Here is a 17862-nt window from a genome sequence, read left to right on the forward strand (position 1 = left end):
TTTTGAAATGATGGAGATATTTTTATTATGGCGGAGATTACAGAAAATTGTATCAGGCTGCAAAAATCCTTCCGGAACTTTTAAATCAGATGACAAATAGCACCACGGATGACGCTATTCTTGACGCTGATGGCGCTAATCATGGCGCTGATAATATGGAAGGCAGCTTCGTTATCTATCCCTATCAAGAATATAAATCACGAGAAATGCAGATTATATAAGACACGATAGATGCGATAGGAGGAGTGAACAATGGACCAGAAAATGTTTTGTTATCAATGTCAGGAAACGACCGGATGCAAGGGCTGTACGGTGGTCGGTGTCTGCGGTAAGCAGCCGGATGTGGCGGCAATGCAGGATTTGCTTGTGTGGGTGACGAAGGGTATCAGCGCGGTGACGACACGGCTTCGCGAGGAGGGACGTGCGGTGGCAGATGAGGTCAACCATCTGGTTACCGAAAATCTGTTTACGACGATCACGAATGCCAATTTTGATAAGGCGGCGATTGAAAAAAGAATTGAAAAGACGCTGGAAATGAAGACGGCACTGTGGGAGCAGCTGGAACGTCGGGACAATCTGCCGGAGGCGGCTGGCTGGACAGGTGAGCCGTCTGAATTTATAAAAAAAGCGTCGGAAGCGGGCGTTCTGATCGGGCAGAACGAGGATATTATTTCCCTTCGCAGCTTGATTACGTATGGCTTGAAAGGTTTGTCTGCCTATACCCGGCATGCGAATGTCCTGCTGCAGGAGGACCGGGAGGTGGATGCATTTTTACAGCGGGCGCTTGCGGCGACGCTGGATGACGGTCTGAGTGTGGATGATTTGATTCACCTGACGCTGGAAACTGGCGAATATGGTGTCCGGGGAATGGCGCTTTTGGATCGGGCAAACACCGAGACTTATGGAAATCCGGAGATTACTACGGTTGATATCGGTGTCGGAAGTAATCCGGGCATTCTTGTTTCGGGACATGATCTGCGCGATATGGAAATGCTTCTGGAGCAGACGCAGGGAACCGGCGTCGATGTATATACGCACTCGGAGATGCTTCCGGCGCAGTATTATCCGGCATTTAAGAAATATCCGAATTTTAAGGGTAATTACGGCAATGCATGGTGGCGTCAGAAGGAGGAATTTGAGATGTTCAATGGACCGATCCTGATGACGACGAACTGCATCGTGCCGCCGAAGGATAGCTACAAGGATCGTCTCTACACAACCGGTGCGGCGGGATATCCGGGCTGCACGTATATCAACGGTGGAATCGGAGGAAAGAAGGATTTTTCAGTGATCATCCAGCATGCGAAGCGCTGTGAGCCGCCGACCGGGATTGAGCAAGGGCAGATTGTCGGCGGCTTCGCCCATGCACAGGTGCTGGCGCTGGCAGATAAGGTAGTGGATGCGGTTAAATCGGGAAAAATCCGAAAGTTTGTCGTCATGGCGGGGTGTGATGGGCGGGCTAAGAGCCGCACTTACTACACCGATTTTGCAAAGGCGCTGCCGGAGGACACGGTAATTCTGACGGCTGGCTGTGCGAAATACCGCTACAATAAGCTGAATCTGGGCGATATTGAAGGAATTCCGCGTGTCCTGGATGCGGGGCAGTGCAATGATTCATATTCCCTGGCGGTCATTGCGATGAAGCTGCAGGAGATTTTTGGGCTGGATGACATCAACGACCTGCCGATTATTTACAACATTGCCTGGTATGAGCAGAAGGCGGTCATTGTTCTTCTGGCGCTTCTCTCACTCGGTATCAAGAATATCCATCTTGGACCGACGCTTCCGGCATTTTTAAGTCCGAACGTGGTAAATGTATTGGTGGAAAAGTTTGGAATCACGGGAATTGACAGCGTGGAGAGCGATGTGGAATTATTTTTCGGGGAGAAGTGATAAATACAGGACGGAACTGGATAAGAGGGAATCGAACAAAGCCGGAATCTGGGGCTAAAGCGGAGATGGATTTGCAAAAAGCCTGTGCTGGTTTTACAAAAGCGGTCGGAACGATCTTGAAAACGGCAGTTAGTGAAATAGGGGGCGGTTCTCTGGCAAATGCAGGGAACTGCCTTTTTGTGTAATAGGAAATTCCTTGGAATTCCCTATTACACAAAAAGGCACTAACGTGCCAATGATGCGCATTCTTTTTTATTTATAGAAATATTGATATGGAAAATGAAAGTGTGATATGATGGGAAAGATGAATGAGTTCTAAAATATAAAAGAAATTGATACGGCAGATCAATCGATAGAGGATACGGGAGGAAAACAGCCATGTCACTGGAAAAAGCAGAAAGTTACTTAAAGGAAGCCGGATTTTTGGATCATGTTATTGAGTTAAAAGAGTCCACAGCGACGGTTGCGCTGGCAGCGGAGGCATTAGGCGTGGAGCCGGGGATGATTGCGAAAACGATGTCCTTTTTGCAGGGAGAACAGCCGGTATTGATTTTGACAGAAGGTACTGCGAAAGTGGATAACCGGAAATATAAAGATACGTTTCACGTGAAAGCAAAGATGATCCCGTTTGAGCAGGTGGAGGAGGTTACCGGTCATGCGCCGGGTGGGGTCTGCCCGTTTGGTATCAAGGATGGAATTGAAGTGTATCTGGATGAGAGCCTGAAGCGTTTTGAGATGGTTTATCCAGCAGCGGGAGACGACCACAGCGCGGTACGTCTCACGATCCCGGAGTTGGAAGAAGTGTCCGGAGCGAAAGGCTGGGTGGATGTCTGCAGGGAGCCGGAGGATCAGCAGCACGAGTAGGTGTGGGAGATTTTAGGAGAATTCATATGAGAGATGTGAAAGCAACGGGGAGAAGCAGGGGAGAAAATGAAAACGGCGGAATCAGGGTGGGTTCCAGATTGGGAAAGAAAGGTCGCCTGTGCCGGAAAACGTTCGTCCGTCTGCTTTGCCTGACAGCAGCCATGATGGTTCTTGGATCTTTTACCGCCTTTGCCAGAGCGGGAGGTGCTTCTGGCGGCGGAGGCGGCGGAGGTGGTTCTTCCCATCATCATACAAGCAGCAGCCGGGGACAAGGCGGACGAGCGGGTGCGTTTCAGGCGCTTTTGCTTACGGGAACCTTTGTGATTCTGGGAAGTGCCGGAACCATTACATACCTGCACCGGGCAAAAAAGAAACAGGCAGCAGCCCGTGAAAAATTGAAAGAATTTTCCATTGGAGAAGATCATTGGGATCGGAGTGAGATACAGGAGCGGGTGCGGGAATCATATTACCGGATTCAGGAATGCTGGCGGGATCGTGATCTGGAAAAAGGGCACCCTTACCTGAGCCAGAAGATGCAGCAGGAGTTTCAGACGAAATTTGAGTGGAGCAGGATGCGCCATGAGGTGTTTGTCATGGAAGGGATCCAGCTTCTGGATGCGATTTTGGTGGAAGCGGAGAATGAGGACGGCGACGACCGCGACTATATCTGGTATTTGATCCATGGAAAGATGATCGACTATGTGTATCACGAAGAAACAGGAGAACTTTTGAAGGGCTCCCGGAAAATGGAAGATTTCTTCGAATATTGGAGGTTTGTTCTGGAAGATGGAAACTGGGTGCTGGATGAGATCTGCCAGAAGGAAGAAGTGGATAATGGGCGGAAGTTGTGCTGAGAGGTGCTTTGAGTTGAGTGCTCGAAACACGGCAGCTGCGGATGCTGTCCGGTAGAGATGCTTGAAGAGGAAAAGTATAGAACCTAAAAGTGAATGGAGCAAGGAAAGCGGAGCAGCAGGAAGAGTGAGGATACTTTAGCTGCGGCGCAGAAATGCCAGAATTGCGCGCAGATAAGGCGTCGGTGTCCGGAATATGGAAGTATGCCGTCCCCCGGTCATTAAAAGAAGCCGACTGGTTGGAATCTGCCTTGCTAACCAGCGGGAGTGTGAGGGCTTAATGAGATCCCGGGTTCCGGCGATCAGCAGCACAGGAACGGAGATGGTTTGCAATTTCCGGGCACTTAAACGGGGCGAGTGAAGTAAAAGAGAAGTCAGATTTCGACGGCGGAGGACGCGGTGCGTCAGCCGGGTAAGAAAGTCAGGCTTCTTTTTTTGTTCTGCCGGAATCCGGGGGAAAATTGAGCCGAAATGACCTTGCCTTTCTTTGTCGGCACAAACTGCGGATGTGGCGGAAACAGAGAAATTCTTCTGAAATGGCAGGGAAACTTTCGGGGTGGACAGTGCAGAGACCACAGAGGACCCGGAGGACGCAGAGGCAGAAGAGAAGCTGCATTTTAAAACAGGCAGCAGGAGATTCCCCAGGAGATTTAAAATGCTGTGCAGCATTTGGGCGGCAAGGTGCAGCGGCGTGAGCAGCCCGTCCGGTGAGGCGTTGGCGCTGATACAGATGAGCGTTTTCAGCCGCTCCGGGTATTTGCATGCGATCTCCAGCCCGATATTGGCACCATCGCTGAATCCCAGCAGATGGACGGAGGAAAGATGTAAGTGGTTAAGCAGGGCGATAACGTCGTCTGCCATATCCTCTGTAGAGAACCCGTGGAGCGCTGTGTGGACAGACAGCCGGGAACGCCCATGTCCCCGGCTGTCCATCAGAATCACCTGAAAATCGGGCAGAAACGTGCGCAGAAATGGGTAAAAGACGGCAAGGGACTGGCTGTTTCCATGCAGGATAAGGAGCGGTGTGCCGCTGCCGTACTGTTCATAGTAGATTTCTGCGCCGGAGGTGGTAAGATAACCGGAATGTTTCATCATAAGAGCGCCTCTTTTCTGGTAAAAAAATGAAATTTATCAGGCTGCATCCAGCATGATAAAAGCTAAGTTTAGTCTGCCTTTTTATCTGCATCTGTCTGCTTTCTTGTGTCGGGCTGCTTCGTGCTGGAAGAAGCAGTCCAACTTACCTGGCGAGATGGTTTACTTTGATGTGTCGGGGAAGTCCTCTTGTTTCTCAGTCGCTGCGCCCATCCTTTTACCAGATCCTCCGCTGCCTCGCGGATCTGATGCGGATTCTGAATCGTCACAAGGGCATAAAACATGTCTGGTGTTGGAATCTTCGGCAGGTAAATATAATAAGAAGGAACCCATTCGGTCGGGCTGTATTTTTCCTTGGCACGGTAGAGATCGCGGAATCCATAACAGTCATTCAGGTGGTTGTAAGCGAAGCAGAGCAGCTTTTCGACCGGATTAGAGCTGTCATTTTCCAAGCCAGCGAGCGGGGCAACACCGAGGCTGCCATACTCAATGCCCTCGTCTTTGAAAACCTGAAATGCGTCGTAAAGAATCGTCTCCATCACGCCGCTCGGTGCGCCGGTTCCGTGGCGGGTGACGTCCGCCATGTAGCCTCTTTTGCCGAGAAATGGGACAAACACGATGAATGCCACGATTTTTCCGTCGGCGTCGGTGGCGTAGAAATAACGCTTGTCCATCGGATTTTCCAGCCCGACAGTTCCCATAACGAAAGTCAGCATCGAACTCTTTTTCTGTTGCAGCCATTCGTTCGTGATGCGGTTCAGATCTGCCTCAATCTGTGCATCCCGCTGTTTCAGCGGGCAGTATTCATGGACGACGACCCCGGCTTTCCGGGCGTGGTTGATGTTCATACGCATCTTGGCGCCTTTCTTGCCAGAGATTTCATAGTCCGCAAGGTGGAAACGGGCTTCCTCCCCGTTTTTGACCCATCCAAAGCCCTGCTTTTTATATTCTTCCAGAAAATGGTCAGTGACGCTGATAAAAAACAAGTTGTGAGCGCTGCGCTGGCAAAATTCTTTAAATTCTGCCAGGAGAACCGGAAAATCGCTATCCGCGCAGATGGGATCGCCGTTGATGACGATGGTGCTGCCGACGACTCCGTAGGGGATGACGCCGTCTACCTTCTGACCGAAATATAGGAGCTTGTCATCCTCCAGCGTCAGGTAGGCGCTGGGATTCTGGCTGTACAGGTTGACGAGGGTGCGGGCATGCATCAAATCCGAAGCATGGCTGACTGGATGCAGCAGCCATGGGCGGACCGCATACAGAATGGAGGCGAGGATGCAGCCCCAGCTGAACCAGAATGTAACCAGTTCGACTACATGTGTTTCACGTGAAACATTGCTCGGATTTCCCATGCCGAAAATCATGGCAGTTCCCTGAATGAGACTATCCATCAGCGAGTCAAGAGAGGTTTCTCCCAGCGGTTTTACCGAAAAATGATAGCTGATACCGGCATTGACGATGATGCCTGCCAGTGCCAGCAGCAGAAACAGGAGAGAGCGTCCGAGGCTGCGCCGGTCAGACGGGCAGCAGAAGTCCTTCCGAAAACACAGGAGAAGCAGAAATAATACGGCTTCTGCCAGGTGGAACGGAAGATACAAAGGCGAAGAAAGTGCTGTCAGCCCGCGTAAAAAGCTTAAAAACAGCAGGATAACAGCAATGTTCCAGGCGGCGCGCTTCCGTTTCCAAAGCTGGAAGGTCAGGATGAAGAGCACGACAGAAAAAGCACGCTGTACCATGTGACCCATTTCCAGAAGGATACCGACGCGGTTTGCCAGTCCCAGCCCTGGCAGGAAGCTGAGAATAAAAAGTACAAGGGAAAGAACGCCAAGTGCGCCGATCAAGGTGTTTTCCAGTTGGATTCGTGAGTTCTGTTTCATATTATAATGTCCTCCGTGTCAGTCTTGTACAGATATAATCTGTAAGGTGCTATGAAACGGGCATAAGCGCACAGGCGGCTTATGCTTGCCCTTGTTATAGTACGGAAAAACAGGGATGTCAAGATAAGATTTTGCATGGAAATAGGAGTGGAGAAATTCCGTTACTGTTTACGGGTAGGCACTTTTGGAACCGAAGGTGCCGTAAGAAAACATGGTGGCAGCAGGAATTCTTTGTGATAGAGGCAAAGGCACAGGGGTATTATGCAGACAGAAAAGGAACGGTTCAAAATGGAGAAAAGAAGCAGTTTGTTGGATGATTGACAAGCGAGGAACGCAGTTTCTATGGAAATCAAAGTAATAAAATGTAAAATTTTTGAAAAATACACAAATATATCAAAAGTGAATAGTTAAAACAGTTGAAATCCACCAGAATGCGTGCTATAATCTGGGTATAGGGTGGTTAAAAAATTAACAGGAGGTAGTATCAATATGGCTAGATTTACATTACCGAGGGATCTCTATCATGGAGAAGGATCTTTAGCGGAACTGAAAAATCTGAAAGGCAAAAAGGCAGTCGTTGTCGTTGGCGGTGGTTCCATGAAACGCTTCGGTTTCCTTCAGAAAGTAGAAGATTATCTGAAAGAAGCTGGCATGGAAGTGGCTCTGTTTGAGGGAGTAGAGCCAGATCCGAGCGTTGAGACCGTTATGAAGGGCGCAAAGCTTATGCAGGAATTTGGTCCGGACTGGATCGTAGCGATCGGCGGTGGTTCTCCAATTGATGCAGCGAAAGCGATGTGGGCATTCTACGAGTATCCAGATACCAAGTTTGAGGATCTGATCACTCCGTTCAATTTCCCGACACTGCGTACAAAAGCAAAATTCTGCGCGATTCCGTCTACTTCTGGTACAGCAACTGAGGTTACGGCATTCAGCGTTATTACCGATTATCATAAGGGTATCAAATATCCGTTAGCAGATTTCAATATCACACCAGATGTAGCGATCGTGGATCCGGAGCTGGCTGAGACCATGCCGCAGAAGCTGACCGCAAACACCGGTATGGATGCGATGACCCATGCGATCGAGGCGTATGTATCCACACTTCATTGTGATTACACCGACCCGCTGGCACTTCACGCAATCAAGATGATTCATACCTATCTGGTTAAATCTTACAATGGCGACAAAGAAGCGAGAGCACGTATGCACAACGCACAATGCCTGGCAGGTATGGCATTCTCCAATGCACTGCTTGGTATCGTCCATTCCATGGCACACAAGACAGGTGCAGCTTACTCCGGCGGACATATCGTTCACGGTGCAGCGAATGCGATGTATCTTCCGAAGGTTATTAAATTTAACTCCAAGGAACCGGAGGCAGCTTCCCGTTATGCAGATATCGCGAAGTTCATCGGTTTACAGGGAGACAGCGACGAGGCTCTGGTTGACGCTCTGATCGCTGAGATCAAAGAGATGAACAAGCAGTTAAATATCGCTCCGAGCATTAAGCTCTATGAGGGCGGAATCATTGACGAGAAAGAATTCAATGATAAACTGGCAACCGTAGCAGAGCTGGCAGTTGGCGATGCATGTACCGGTTCCAACCCGCGTTCGATCAATCCGGAGCAGATGGCGAAACTTCTGACCTGCTGCTTCTATGATACAGAGGTTGATTTCTAATTTAAGAAGCTTCTGAATTTAGAATGCAAAATTAGAATGTAAAACATCGTGTTTCGATGTTGGAAGCGGTTCTGAAAAGAATCAAATATGTAAAATAAAAAGCCATCCGGCTAAAAACTGGATGGCTTTTATCGTTGTGTTTTTTTGTTATCTGGTGTTTTGCATTTTTGGTGATTGGCGCGTTTGTGTCCTATGCGTTTTCTGCGTGGCTGTTTTTCTCAACGTTTTCTCCGTCTGCCATTGCGTCATGCTGTCCGGTCAGCTGTGCCAGAAGTGCTTTCGCTTCCTCCGTACAGCGGAGAATCTGTGCCTGGTCCGGCAGCTCGATGTCGTGGATCAGGACATTCCGCAGCTTGCGGAGCTGGACAATCTGGTTGATCATTTCTTTGTCAAAGAGATCCATCCGCTTGAGTGTATTGATATTGAAGGCACCGCGGGAACGCGTCGAGGTGCGCCGCGCAGTCTTGTTGAGCAGGCGCTCTAATGGTACCCACTCCTCGAGGAACTGGTTGACTGCCTGCAGGGTTTCCGGTGAGGCGGTCTCCGGTTCCGTCCGCAGCTCCTGGTAGCACTGGTAGCGCTTTTCATTGCCGGAGATAATCTGATCGATGATCTGCTGGGAAATGGTGCGCCGATCCTTTTCAAATTTGACAGACCGCAGAATCGGGGTAATATCTTTGAGACCGGTGAGCTGTAAGCGCTGCAAAAGCCGGTAGAGCAGGGCAATATTTCCCATTCGAAGCTCGATGTCCTCGGTTTTGAGATGGCTGCTCAGGAAGTTATAGAGATAGGACGCCAGCTCGTACTGGCTTCCAAACGCGGCATTGCGGCTGCGGAGCCGCTCATTTCCGGCTGCCTGTAGGCGCTCCAGCGCGATCTCACCGGCAAGGACCAGACCATTTAACTCATCTAAGATCGACAGCTCTTCCTCAGATAAAGTTCCCTGCATCGGCTTGTAAATCAGGTCGTGTTCAACCTCAGACCACGCGTGCATGATCAGGGATGCCACCTGGATCTCGATGCGCGCCGCTCCGTATTTTCTTTGTGATTCATTTAAAATTTCATCGCGCATCCGCGCGCGGTAATGGTTCGCCCAATAGCCGGAAAACCGTTTGTGGTAAGTCGGGGGTTTCGACTGTTCTGGGAACTGTTTAAATTCCAGGATATTGAAAAGCTCCGAGATGATCGCATCTACCTTGCCGCGATCACCGGGGAAATACAGGGAGACGCGCACGCCGGACAGATCGGCAATGTCGTTGTAGATTTCCTCGAGTGTCTGGTATGGTTCTTCACGTCTGGAATTGCGCCGCTGCACTTTTGTGCGGAGTCTGGCGGGATTCTTGGCGCGAGAGGTCACGATCGCCCGGATACCGGCATTTTGCAGGGCAAGCTGGAGTTTCTCTGCCGCGAGCCGGCCGGCTGCGTCGTAGAACGTCCATTTCATCTTGTATGTATCGATAAATTGTTGTATTAAATCCATAAGCAGCCCCTCCCAAGGTGCATAATAAAGCTTAGAAGAAAGCATTCTGATAAAAGAAATGCTTCTTCTTTCTATCATGAAGTATAGCAAAGATGGAAGCACTCTGCCAGTGGTTCTATGTAAAAAATATGTTACTGTACACGCATACGTGTCCAGTAACGGAATTTGCCGTGGCTTCGCATTTAAATACGGCAAATTCCTGCTGCCACCACGTTTTCTTACGGCACTTTCGGTTCCAAAAGTGCCTACCCGTGTATAGTAACAAAAATATTACTGTCCCCACATGTGTGCCCGGTAACCTAATATGGACTTATACACAGATTTGTGGTAAAGTTATGGACAGTGACAACGTGAAGAAAGAAAAGTAAGAGGTAACGCAGAGAAAACGGAACCGTTACAAAGAGACGAGAATTATGGGACAGTTTATAGTATTGGATCTGGAATGGAACCAGAGTCCGGCGGGCAAGGAAGGCTCGATGAACCGGCTTCCATTTGAGATTATTGAGATAGGCGCGGTAAAATTAAATAAAAATCTTCAAATCATTTCGGAATTTCGCCGTCTGATCCGCCCGCGGGTGTACCGGCAGATGCATTATAAGATATCAGAAGTGACGCATATGTCGATCGAGCAGCTTGACACAGAAGGCGAGGATTTTGTGCGTGCGATGACCGAATTTTTAGAATGGTGCGGGGATGATTACCGGTTCTGTACGTGGGGCTCGATGGATCTGACCGAATTGCAGCGGAATATGGTATATCACGGGATGGAGCTGCAGTTTCCATCGCCGCTTCTCTATTATGATTTGCAGAAAATCTATGCCCTGATCCACGGCACCAAACAAAAGGAGTCGTTAGATACCGTGGTAGAGGAATTGCACCTCACGGAAGATCGCCCGTTCCACCGGGCGCTGGATGATGCGTACTACACGGGGCGTGTCATGAGTGAGATGGACTTTTACAGCATGATGGAGTATGTTTCAGTGGATTATTACCAGCCGCCGCTGACGGAGGAGGAAGAGATCTACCTGGAATTTCCAGAATATGCGAAATTTGTGTCGCGTGAGCATGAGACGAAGGAAGAGATTTTGGAGGAACGGCGTGTGGCGGAGATGGTTTGTTACAAATGCCGCCGGACCTTGCGGAAAAAGATCCGCTGGTTTTCCTCAAACCAGAAATTTTACTTCTGTCTGGCGGTCTGCCCGGAGCACGGTTATATGAAGGGAAAGATCCGGATGAAGAAGTCGGAGGACGGCTCGTTCTTTGCTGTTAAGACGACGAAGCTGGTCGGTGAAGAGGGAGCGGCCTACGTGGAGCAGAAGAAGGAGGAAACGAAGAAGAAGCGCGCGGAACGCAACAAGGCGAAGAAGTCTGGAAAGGCGGCAGAAACAGCCGAGTAGGGTGAAGGCAGCCGGGCGGATGGAGCGTATGAAATAGGAATTAGAGAAAAGAAAAAATTCATAGAAAAGAGTTACTGGATATGGAAATGTTTCTCCTGCCTGTTTAGAGTAAGGTAAAAGAAGAGAATTTCCACATCTGGTAACTCTTTTTGTGTCAGTTATGGGATTTTATGCGATCGTTTCTTTCTTTTTTTCGCCAGCGCCGTTCGGCGGTCCTGCATCATCAGGTCGAAATCTGCTTCGGACATTCCGCTGTCGCGCAGACGTTCCGCGCGCCGTCTGCGGCGTTCTGCGAGGGCGTCCTCCTCCTGGCGGCGCTGCATCTGGAGAAAACGGATGCCGGCGGTGACCGCGCCGATCACGACAAGAATGGCGGTCAGTGCAGCGATGAATGCCGGTGGAACGCGGACGGAAATATGAAACAGCTGTCCAAAGGATTTACCGGTGGAACTATTTTCCTGATTAGCAGCCGATTCGGGCGGATTGGAGAGCGGCAAGGCCTCCGAGGAGCCGTTTGAAAGGGCAGTGTCGGAGCTGTCCTGCGCGGTAGCTGTTGCCGCCTGGGATACAAGCTTTTCGGGAATATCTGCCGCTGTCTGGCTGCTGTCGGTGAGGGTCAGATATGCCTGGCCAACCTTGTGATCGCCGAGCGAATAAGTGACACAGGCGATCGTGCCGTCCGGTGCGCCAGCCGGGATCTCATAGTCGAAGGAGGTCGTTGTCTCCGAGAAATCCGCTGTTTTTGGAAGTACCACGCGGCTATCTGGGTCGATGGACAGGGATTCGCCCCCGGCGGTAGATACATCTGCAATTTTCAAATCTTTTCCGATATTTGAAAAAGTTTGATCATAATCTGCAATTTTGACCGACTGGAAATTGTTAAATCCAAAGTCGAGCAGCCGGCTGGTATCCTCATACTGCGTGTTGTTGCTGTGCAGGATGACGGTAATCAGTGTCGTATCGCCCTGTCTGGCACCATTGACCAGTGTGTTGAGGGCGATGGAGGTATAACCGGTTTTGCCGCCGAGGACGTCCGGACGGTAGTACTGCGGCCAGTTCTTTTTGACCAGCTTATTGCCCGGGGAGATGCCCTGTCCCTCGGGATTTTTCTGGTTCGGCGGCAGTTTATAGTAGGTTGTCTCGACGATCTTGGCAAACGTAGGATTTTCAAATGCCGCCCGCGTGATGAGCGCCATGTCGTAGGCGCTGACATAGTGTTCCTCGTTATTCAAACCGCTCGGATTTGCAAAATGCGAATCCTGGCACCCAAGCTCGGCGGCTTTTTCATTCATCAAAACAGCAAATGCATCAGCGGAGCCAGCTACGTGCTCGGCGAGTGCGTTGGCAGCCTCATTGGCTGATTTTAAAAGCAGGGCGTAGAGGCAGTCCTTGACGCTGGCAGTATCGCCTGTATCGTATCCGGCGCTGCTGCTGTTGGATTCCACGTTGTAGACCGCGCTCTCGGAAAAGGTGACTGTCTCATCGAGGGAACAGTGCTCCAGAACGATGAGGGAGGTCAGAACCTTCGTGATACTGGCAGGAGAGTAGGTTTCATGGATATTTTTTCCATATAAAACGACTCCGGTGTTGGCGTCCATGACGATCCCGGCATCGGAGTCAATGGAAATGTCCGCTGGCCAGTCGGTGGAGGCAAGCGCCTGCATCGGGGCGGCGAGCAGGGACAGCAAAAGTGTACCAATTAAAAACAAGGACAACTTGCTGCCTGTGCTGCCAGCTATTTTCGTCTTCAAATCCGGGGCAGCCGGGTGGCTGGAATTACCTGGAGAGCTGCCGCCTCCGGAATTTCCGGAATTTTCTGCTCCTGATTTGCCCCTGCGGTGTTCCCGCAGGATACATGCAAGGCAGAGAAGAAACAGGGCGCCGGTCATCAGGCAGAAGGTGATGCCGATCCGGGCGGCGGTGTCCATGAAAAATGGTTCCGGCACGATGTTGATCAGAAGATCGGTCCGCGGATCGAGCTGCCAGAGATCATTGGTAAAGAAGATTTTGTGGAAAATAATAAAATATTTCGTAAAATCAGTGGAAATGATCCCGGCAAGCAGGGCGGTCACGCCCAGAAATAAAACCGTCCCGGCGCAGAGCATCCGTGGCAGCAGGTGTTTTAACGGAACCTTGAAAAGTGCCAGCAGTGCAACCGATGCCGCTGCCAGAAACAGGCAGAGGCGGCGCAGCGCCAGTCCTCCGAGAAAGAGGTTGCGGACATCCGCCATGTGCGCCTTCTCCCTGGCGTTGAAAAATTCGCGCGGCGTCCCGTCTACGACGGTGTCAATGTTCAGATCGTCGCGGCTGCCGCGCAGATATGCCATCATCTCGTCCGTCACGTAAAGCAGGTCGTCCATCTCCATATGGACATCATCGGCAACCTGGTAGCGGGTATATTCATTTTCATAATAATGCGGCGTCCAGTAGGCGACGGCTTCCACCGAGGTAATCAGAAACACGATCATCAGACTGAAAGCACAGATAAGCCCCAGAAGCCAGCTTAAATATGTTTTTTTCTGTGTCATATAAAACCTTTCGCGGCTGTCAGGTTGTGGTACAGCTGCAGCCTTTCATTTTATGTGATAAATTTGTAAAGAGGTCGTTTGTTCTATTTTCCTTGAAACGGCTCTGTATGTTAAAGTTTCCGTTTCGTTATCCAGTATAACAGTTTCGGGGAAGCATGAAAAGGCGCGAAATGGAAAAATATGTGAAATTTTTGTTACTGTTTACGGGTAGGCACTTTTGGAAGCGAAAGTGCCGTAAGAAAACATGGTGGCAGCAGGAGTTTGCCGTATTTGAATGCGAAGCCACGGCAAATTTCGTTACTGGGCACGATGCGTGAACAGTAATAAATTTTTCGAAAGAATGGCGGGAGGGTGGAATAGGGGCTTGCCAGCTGGCGGGGGATTCCTGTATACTGGGGGAAGATGTTATAATCTAGAGCAGAAAGAGAGAGGATACGAATATGATAAAGGCAGTCATCTTTGATATGGATGGGGTCATCATTGACAGTGAAGGAATTTATCTGAATTATCTGTATGAATATGCAAAAACGAAAAATCCGGAGGTGACTCTGGAGAGTCTGCACGGGACGGTGGGGACGACGAAGCAGGACTGCTGGATGGTTGTGGAGAAGGCGATCCACAATGGTCAGACCTGGCAGGAGCTGCATGACGAGTATCTGGGGCGCTGGACGGACATTTTTAATTCGATTGATTATCTCTCGATCTTCCGCCCGGAGATTCTGGATGTGATGGATCGCCTGAAAGCAGAGGGCTTCCGGCTGGCGGTCGCATCCGCGACGAATATTGAGCAGGTGGAGCGCATTTTAAAGGAAAATGGCGTGGCGTCCCGTCTGGAGCGGATGATCAGTGCGAGTACGTTCAAGCGCAGCAAGCCGGATCCGGCGGTTTACCTCTATACGGCGGAGCAGATGGGCCTGCAGCCGGAGGAGTGCCTTGTGATTGAGGATTCGACGGTCGGCATCACGGCGGGGCACTGCGCGGGAATGACAGTGGCGGCGCTCATCGATAACCGTTTTTCCTTTGACCGGAGTCTGGCGGACTATGAGTTAAATTCGCTGGAGGAGATTGTGCCGCTGGCGGAGAAAATTCGGGATTTGAAGTAAAATTTGAGTTGAGTAAATTCAGGGATTCATTGCGGAAAGTATAATTGCGAAAGTGATGAACCATTGTACAAAGAAAATGAAAAGGAACCATGTATGTCAGGGAGAAGAATCACTGCATGTATGGTTCCTTTTTTGGCTGATTACTGCGAAACCTGCCGGATAAAGTCTCTGGAAACGTAGGCTTCCTGTCCGTTGTAGCTGATTACCGCCCATTTTTCGTCGTAATCACGGAGATATTCCACATCGGTATCTGGTGCCAGAACGCCAATCCTGTCGGTGTCGGTGGATGGTTCCGGACGGACATTGACTGTGTCGGTGGTCCGGTAAACGGTCGATTCTGCGGCAACGGTCTCTGCCTCGGTTTCTGGAGCCAGCGATTCGGTGCTGACGGCTGCAGTAGAATCCGGTTTGGCATCCGTCGCAGGGCGTATCATCTTGATGATCAAAAGCAGCAGGATGATAATAATAATCAGAAGCACTGGTTTAATAATGCTTCGAAATTCAAAAGACGGACCGCCTGCATAGGCGCGCGGACGGCGTCCCCCGGAGTTGCCGGAACGTGTGCCGGCAGGTTTTCCGTTTCCAGAGCCGGCAGAGGGATGGCGGCTGTTCCCGCGAAGGCGGGAAGAAGCGGAGGTTGGAGCTGCACTTCGGGAAGCCCGGGTGGATTTTTTTGTGTCATTGTAGTCATTTGCGAAGGTGTAGACCTCCTGCGACAGAAGGTGATGCGCCTGATTGGCGTTGTAGGCGCTGTTGTCTCCCTCATGGATCGCCTTGTTGCCGATCGTGCGGATCTTGTGGTAATGTTCGCAGGTGGTCTTGCTGATTTTTCCGGCGCTGTAGAGGGCATCGATCATTTCCAGAAGGCCGGTCTCCAGAATGCCATACCGCTCGCAGAGGCATTTGACCATGTATTCAAGGGTCTGGCGGGCTTTCACCATCGCCAGGTTATAATTCTTCTGTCCGATCAGGCGCTCGGTCTCGCGAACCCCGCCGTGGATTTGTTCCCAGGTGCTCTGACCTGTGTTAGCTGTTGTTCCCATAGGCATATCCTCCTGTGTATATGATGCAGGTCCGAAACCGGCGTGCCGACGGCTGTTCCCGGACGGATCCTGACTTTTGAATGTCCGGCAAACGGGTGAAAAGACGGCAGCCATTTCGTGACCGTATGTTTGGTTTTGTTCTAAAATTATTATAATATAATCGGTTGAATTATTCATCTATAAAATGATGAAAATTGGAAAAGTTATGAAATTTGTAAGAAAAGGACACAAAGTCGGACGGATTAGAAAGGACGGCATGGAGGAGAGTGGAGGCTGTTTATGGGCAGGCATTTTTGGAACCGAAAGTGCCGCAAGAAAACGTGGGGGCAGCAGGAATTTGCCGTATTTAAATGCGAAGCCACGGCAAATTCCGTTACTGGGCACGTATGCGTGAACAGTAACACGGGGATCGTAAAATGGTGTGAAAATAGAGCACCTTTGCTTGCGAAATGGGGGCTTCAATGGTAAGATAAGGATAGATCCGGCGGGTAAGCCGGGGCGTCTCAACGGAATGATACGGTACGGAAGAAAGTCCATCCGGGACGGCGCAGATTGTAGACAGCAGGAGGAACGAAGATGAGATTACGCCATATACCGGGCGCAGAGCAGATGATAGAAGAAAACCCGCATGTGGTTCATGGGGCGAAGGAGAAGAAGGGAACCTGGCAGCAGATTTTTGGAAATGACCATCCGATCCGCATCGAGGTGGGTATGGGTAAAGGTCAGTTTATTTTGGAGCAGGCGTCCCGCAACCCGGATGTGAATTTTGTGGGTATTGAGAAATATTCGACGGTTCTTTTAAAGGCGATCCGCAAGAGAGAACAGATGGAACTGTCCAATATCTATTTCTTATGTGAGGATGCCAGAGAACTGGCAGAGATTTTTGGACCGGGGGAAGTAGAGCGGATTTATTTGAATTTTTCGGATCCGTGGCCGAAGGACCGCCATGCGAGACGGAGACTGACCTCGCCGCCATTTATGGCAGTGTACGATCAGGTTCTCCAGAAGGATGGAAGAGTCGAGTTCAAGACGGACAACCAGGATTTATTTTCCTATTCCCTGGAAGCCATCCCGGAGGCGGGCTGGCGCATCACAGAATATACCCGTGACCTGCACCACAGCGAGATGGCAGAGGGCAACGTCATGACCGAGTACGAGGCAAAGTTCTCGGCGCAGGGCAAGCCGATCTGCAAGCTGGTGGCAGTGCGGTAGGAAAATCGTTACTGGGCACGGGTAGGCACTTTTGGAACCGAAAGTGCCGTAAGAAAACGTGGTGGTAGCAGGAATTTGCCGTATTTAACGGTTATCTGAGCTGGCAGAGCCGGAATAAAGAAAATAAAAGCTGCATATATTTACTATAATATAAAGAAGGATGGCTGGATGCGCGGCGGTGCTTTTTGTGAGAAACCTGGACTCACATGAATGGTAACGAGGTGCGCAGAGCGTTTGCCAGAAGTCAGGAATGGATATTAAAAAGCAGCTTACACGGAAACTCATTCAGGCGACCAGCGATAAAGTGGAATTGAATAAACAGGCATTAAAATGGAAAAAATCGATGGAAGAGGCAGCAAAGGCACTGGGAGGCGGTAAAAAGAAGCCGTCGTAAAGAGAAACAGGGCACTTCTGTTGACTGCCTGTATGGATAGAACGAAAGGAGGAAATGAGTGATGGAAATGAAGTTTACGACCGCGAATTTTGAGGAGGAGGTACTGAAATCGGAGATTCCGGTACTGGTTGATTTTTATGCAGACTGGTGCGGTCCGTGCCAGATGATGGCGCCGGTGATCGGGCAGCTGGCGGGCGAGTATGAGGGAAAAGTGAAGATCGGAAAGCTGAATGTCGATGAGAACCCGGATATTGCAGTCCAGTATAAGGTTATGTCGATCCCGACGATGATTATTTTCCGGAATGGGGAAGTGTTCAGCAAGGAAGTCGGCGCTAGTTCAAAGAAGGAAGTGGAGAAGGCGATTGGGCGGGCGCTGTAAAAGCTGCGTCTTTGGAGTATGGCGTGGGGCAGTTTGAAAAGAGTCGCATCTTTGAAATCCGGCGTG

At 50.2% G+C, this 17862-nt stretch carries 15 protein-coding genes; 10 read left to right on the top strand and 5 right to left on the bottom strand.

The annotated features are described in order from the left end of the window. The first annotated feature begins 47 nt into the window (after positions 1-47). The 4 genes from DW739_RS14850 (at position 48) to DW739_RS05010 (ending at position 3611) form a co-directional block, all read left to right on the top strand. Positions 48-221, top strand: a complete 174-nt coding sequence (locus tag DW739_RS14850; protein WP_182426183.1) for a hypothetical protein — start codon at positions 48-50, stop codon at positions 219-221. A 31-nt stretch (positions 222-252) separates the two neighbouring features. Next, positions 253-1893 carry a hydroxylamine reductase gene (gene hcp / locus DW739_RS04995; protein ID WP_118742728.1) on the top strand — a complete coding sequence of 547 codons (1641 nt, stop codon included), beginning with the start codon at positions 253-255 and terminating at the stop codon, positions 1891-1893. Between the two features lie 378 nt (positions 1894-2271). Next, a complete protein-coding gene (locus DW739_RS05005) occupies positions 2272-2757 on the top strand; it encodes a YbaK/EbsC family protein (protein ID WP_118742730.1) in 486 nt (161 codons plus the stop codon). 26 nt (positions 2758-2783) lie between these two features. Then, positions 2784-3611, top strand: coding sequence for a Tim44-like domain-containing protein (locus DW739_RS05010; protein WP_022359143.1), 828 nt, complete (start codon positions 2784-2786; stop codon positions 3609-3611). A 135-nt stretch (positions 3612-3746) separates the two neighbouring features. Here the strand turns inward: DW739_RS05010 and DW739_RS05015 are convergent, their stop codons facing one another. Both DW739_RS05015 and DW739_RS05020 read right to left on the bottom strand, forming a co-directional pair. Next, positions 3747-4703 (bottom strand): alpha/beta hydrolase, encoded by a 957-nt coding sequence (locus DW739_RS05015; RefSeq protein ID WP_118742731.1) that lies wholly within the window; start codon positions 4701-4703, stop codon positions 3747-3749. Positions 4704-4771: 68 nt separating this feature from the next. Continuing rightward, positions 4772-6580 (bottom strand): phosphatidylglycerol lysyltransferase domain-containing protein, encoded by a 1809-nt coding sequence (locus tag DW739_RS05020; RefSeq protein ID WP_118742732.1) that lies wholly within the window; start codon positions 6578-6580, stop codon positions 4772-4774. Positions 6581-7069: 489 nt separating this feature from the next. Here DW739_RS05020 and DW739_RS05025 point away from each other — a divergent pair, with 489 nt between their 5' ends. Then, a complete protein-coding gene (locus DW739_RS05025) occupies positions 7070-8260 on the top strand; it encodes an iron-containing alcohol dehydrogenase (protein ID WP_022359140.1) in 1191 nt (396 codons plus the stop codon). Positions 8261-8450: 190 nt separating this feature from the next. Here DW739_RS05025 and DW739_RS05030 read toward each other — a convergent pair whose 3' ends face one another. Beyond that, positions 8451-9740 (bottom strand): RelA/SpoT domain-containing protein, encoded by a 1290-nt coding sequence (locus DW739_RS05030; RefSeq protein ID WP_118742733.1) that lies wholly within the window; start codon positions 9738-9740, stop codon positions 8451-8453. 413 nt (positions 9741-10153) lie between these two features. Between DW739_RS05030 and DW739_RS05035 the strand changes: the two genes are divergently transcribed. Beyond that, complete coding sequence (locus tag DW739_RS05035; RefSeq protein ID WP_118637596.1) at positions 10154-11137, top strand: 3'-5' exonuclease; 984 nt, start codon at positions 10154-10156, stop codon at positions 11135-11137. A 158-nt stretch (positions 11138-11295) separates the two neighbouring features. On the opposite strand, the gene DW739_RS15350 is transcribed toward DW739_RS05035, so the two are convergent. Beyond that, positions 11296-13665 carry a TIGR01906 family membrane protein gene (locus DW739_RS15350; RefSeq protein ID WP_347560982.1) on the bottom strand — a complete coding sequence of 790 codons (2370 nt, stop codon included), beginning with the start codon at positions 13663-13665 and terminating at the stop codon, positions 11296-11298. Between the two features lie 440 nt (positions 13666-14105). Between DW739_RS15350 and DW739_RS05050 the strand changes: the two genes are divergently transcribed. Next, positions 14106-14768: an HAD family phosphatase gene (locus DW739_RS05050; protein WP_107000922.1), complete on the top strand. Its 663-nt coding sequence runs from the start codon at positions 14106-14108 to the stop codon at positions 14766-14768. A 140-nt stretch (positions 14769-14908) separates the two neighbouring features. Here DW739_RS05050 and DW739_RS05055 read toward each other — a convergent pair whose 3' ends face one another. Further along, the gene (locus DW739_RS05055; RefSeq protein WP_118471699.1) at positions 14909-15811 is read right to left on the bottom strand and encodes an SH3 domain-containing protein; all 903 of its coding nucleotides are present in this window, start codon (positions 15809-15811) and stop codon (positions 14909-14911) included. Between the two features lie 576 nt (positions 15812-16387). Between DW739_RS05055 and trmB the strand changes: the two genes are divergently transcribed. From trmB to trxA, 3 genes are all read left to right on the top strand, one after another. Next, positions 16388-17023: a tRNA (guanosine(46)-N7)-methyltransferase TrmB gene (trmB, locus tag DW739_RS05065; protein ID WP_107000919.1), complete on the top strand. Its 636-nt coding sequence runs from the start codon at positions 16388-16390 to the stop codon at positions 17021-17023. A gap of 250 nt (positions 17024-17273) precedes the next feature. Beyond that, positions 17274-17417 (top strand): hypothetical protein, encoded by a 144-nt coding sequence (locus DW739_RS14855; protein ID WP_181357206.1) that lies wholly within the window; start codon positions 17274-17276, stop codon positions 17415-17417. A 61-nt stretch (positions 17418-17478) separates the two neighbouring features. Then, positions 17479-17796 carry a thioredoxin gene (trxA, locus tag DW739_RS05070; protein ID WP_107000918.1) on the top strand — a complete coding sequence of 106 codons (318 nt, stop codon included), beginning with the start codon at positions 17479-17481 and terminating at the stop codon, positions 17794-17796. The last annotated feature ends 66 nt before the right edge of the window (positions 17797-17862 follow it).

It is taken from the genome of Clostridium sp. AM28-20LB (genome assembly GCF_003480665.1).
Classification (GTDB): domain Bacteria; phylum Bacillota; class Clostridia; order Lachnospirales; family Lachnospiraceae; genus Otoolea; species Otoolea fessa.

Bases quoted from the DNA above. Each gene is read 5' to 3' on its own strand.
- DW739_RS05005 (WP_118742730.1), top strand. From the start codon at position 2,272: ATGTCACTGGAAAAAGCAGAAAGTTACTTAAAGGAAGCCGGATTTTTG.
- DW739_RS05030 (WP_118742733.1), bottom strand. From the start codon at position 9,740: ATGGATTTAATACAACAATTTATCGATACATACAAGATGAAATGGACG.
- DW739_RS05025 (WP_022359140.1), top strand. From the start codon at position 7,070: ATGGCTAGATTTACATTACCGAGGGATCTCTATCATGGAGAAGGATCT.
- DW739_RS15350 (WP_347560982.1), bottom strand. From the start codon at position 13,665: ATGACACAGAAAAAAACATATTTAAGCTGGCTTCTGGGGCTTATCTGT.
- hcp (WP_118742728.1), top strand. From the start codon at position 253: ATGGACCAGAAAATGTTTTGTTATCAATGTCAGGAAACGACCGGATGC.
- trmB (WP_107000919.1), top strand. From the start codon at position 16,388: ATGAGATTACGCCATATACCGGGCGCAGAGCAGATGATAGAAGAAAAC.
- trxA (WP_107000918.1), top strand. From the start codon at position 17,479: ATGGAAATGAAGTTTACGACCGCGAATTTTGAGGAGGAGGTACTGAAA.
- DW739_RS14855 (WP_181357206.1), top strand. From the start codon at position 17,274: ATGGATATTAAAAAGCAGCTTACACGGAAACTCATTCAGGCGACCAGC.
- DW739_RS05010 (WP_022359143.1), top strand. From the start codon at position 2,784: ATGAGAGATGTGAAAGCAACGGGGAGAAGCAGGGGAGAAAATGAAAAC.
- DW739_RS05015 (WP_118742731.1), bottom strand. From the start codon at position 4,703: ATGATGAAACATTCCGGTTATCTTACCACCTCCGGCGCAGAAATCTAC.
- DW739_RS05050 (WP_107000922.1), top strand. From the start codon at position 14,106: ATGATAAAGGCAGTCATCTTTGATATGGATGGGGTCATCATTGACAGT.
- DW739_RS05035 (WP_118637596.1), top strand. From the start codon at position 10,154: ATGGGACAGTTTATAGTATTGGATCTGGAATGGAACCAGAGTCCGGCG.
- DW739_RS05055 (WP_118471699.1), bottom strand. From the start codon at position 15,811: ATGGGAACAACAGCTAACACAGGTCAGAGCACCTGGGAACAAATCCAC.
- DW739_RS05020 (WP_118742732.1), bottom strand. From the start codon at position 6,580: ATGAAACAGAACTCACGAATCCAACTGGAAAACACCTTGATCGGCGCA.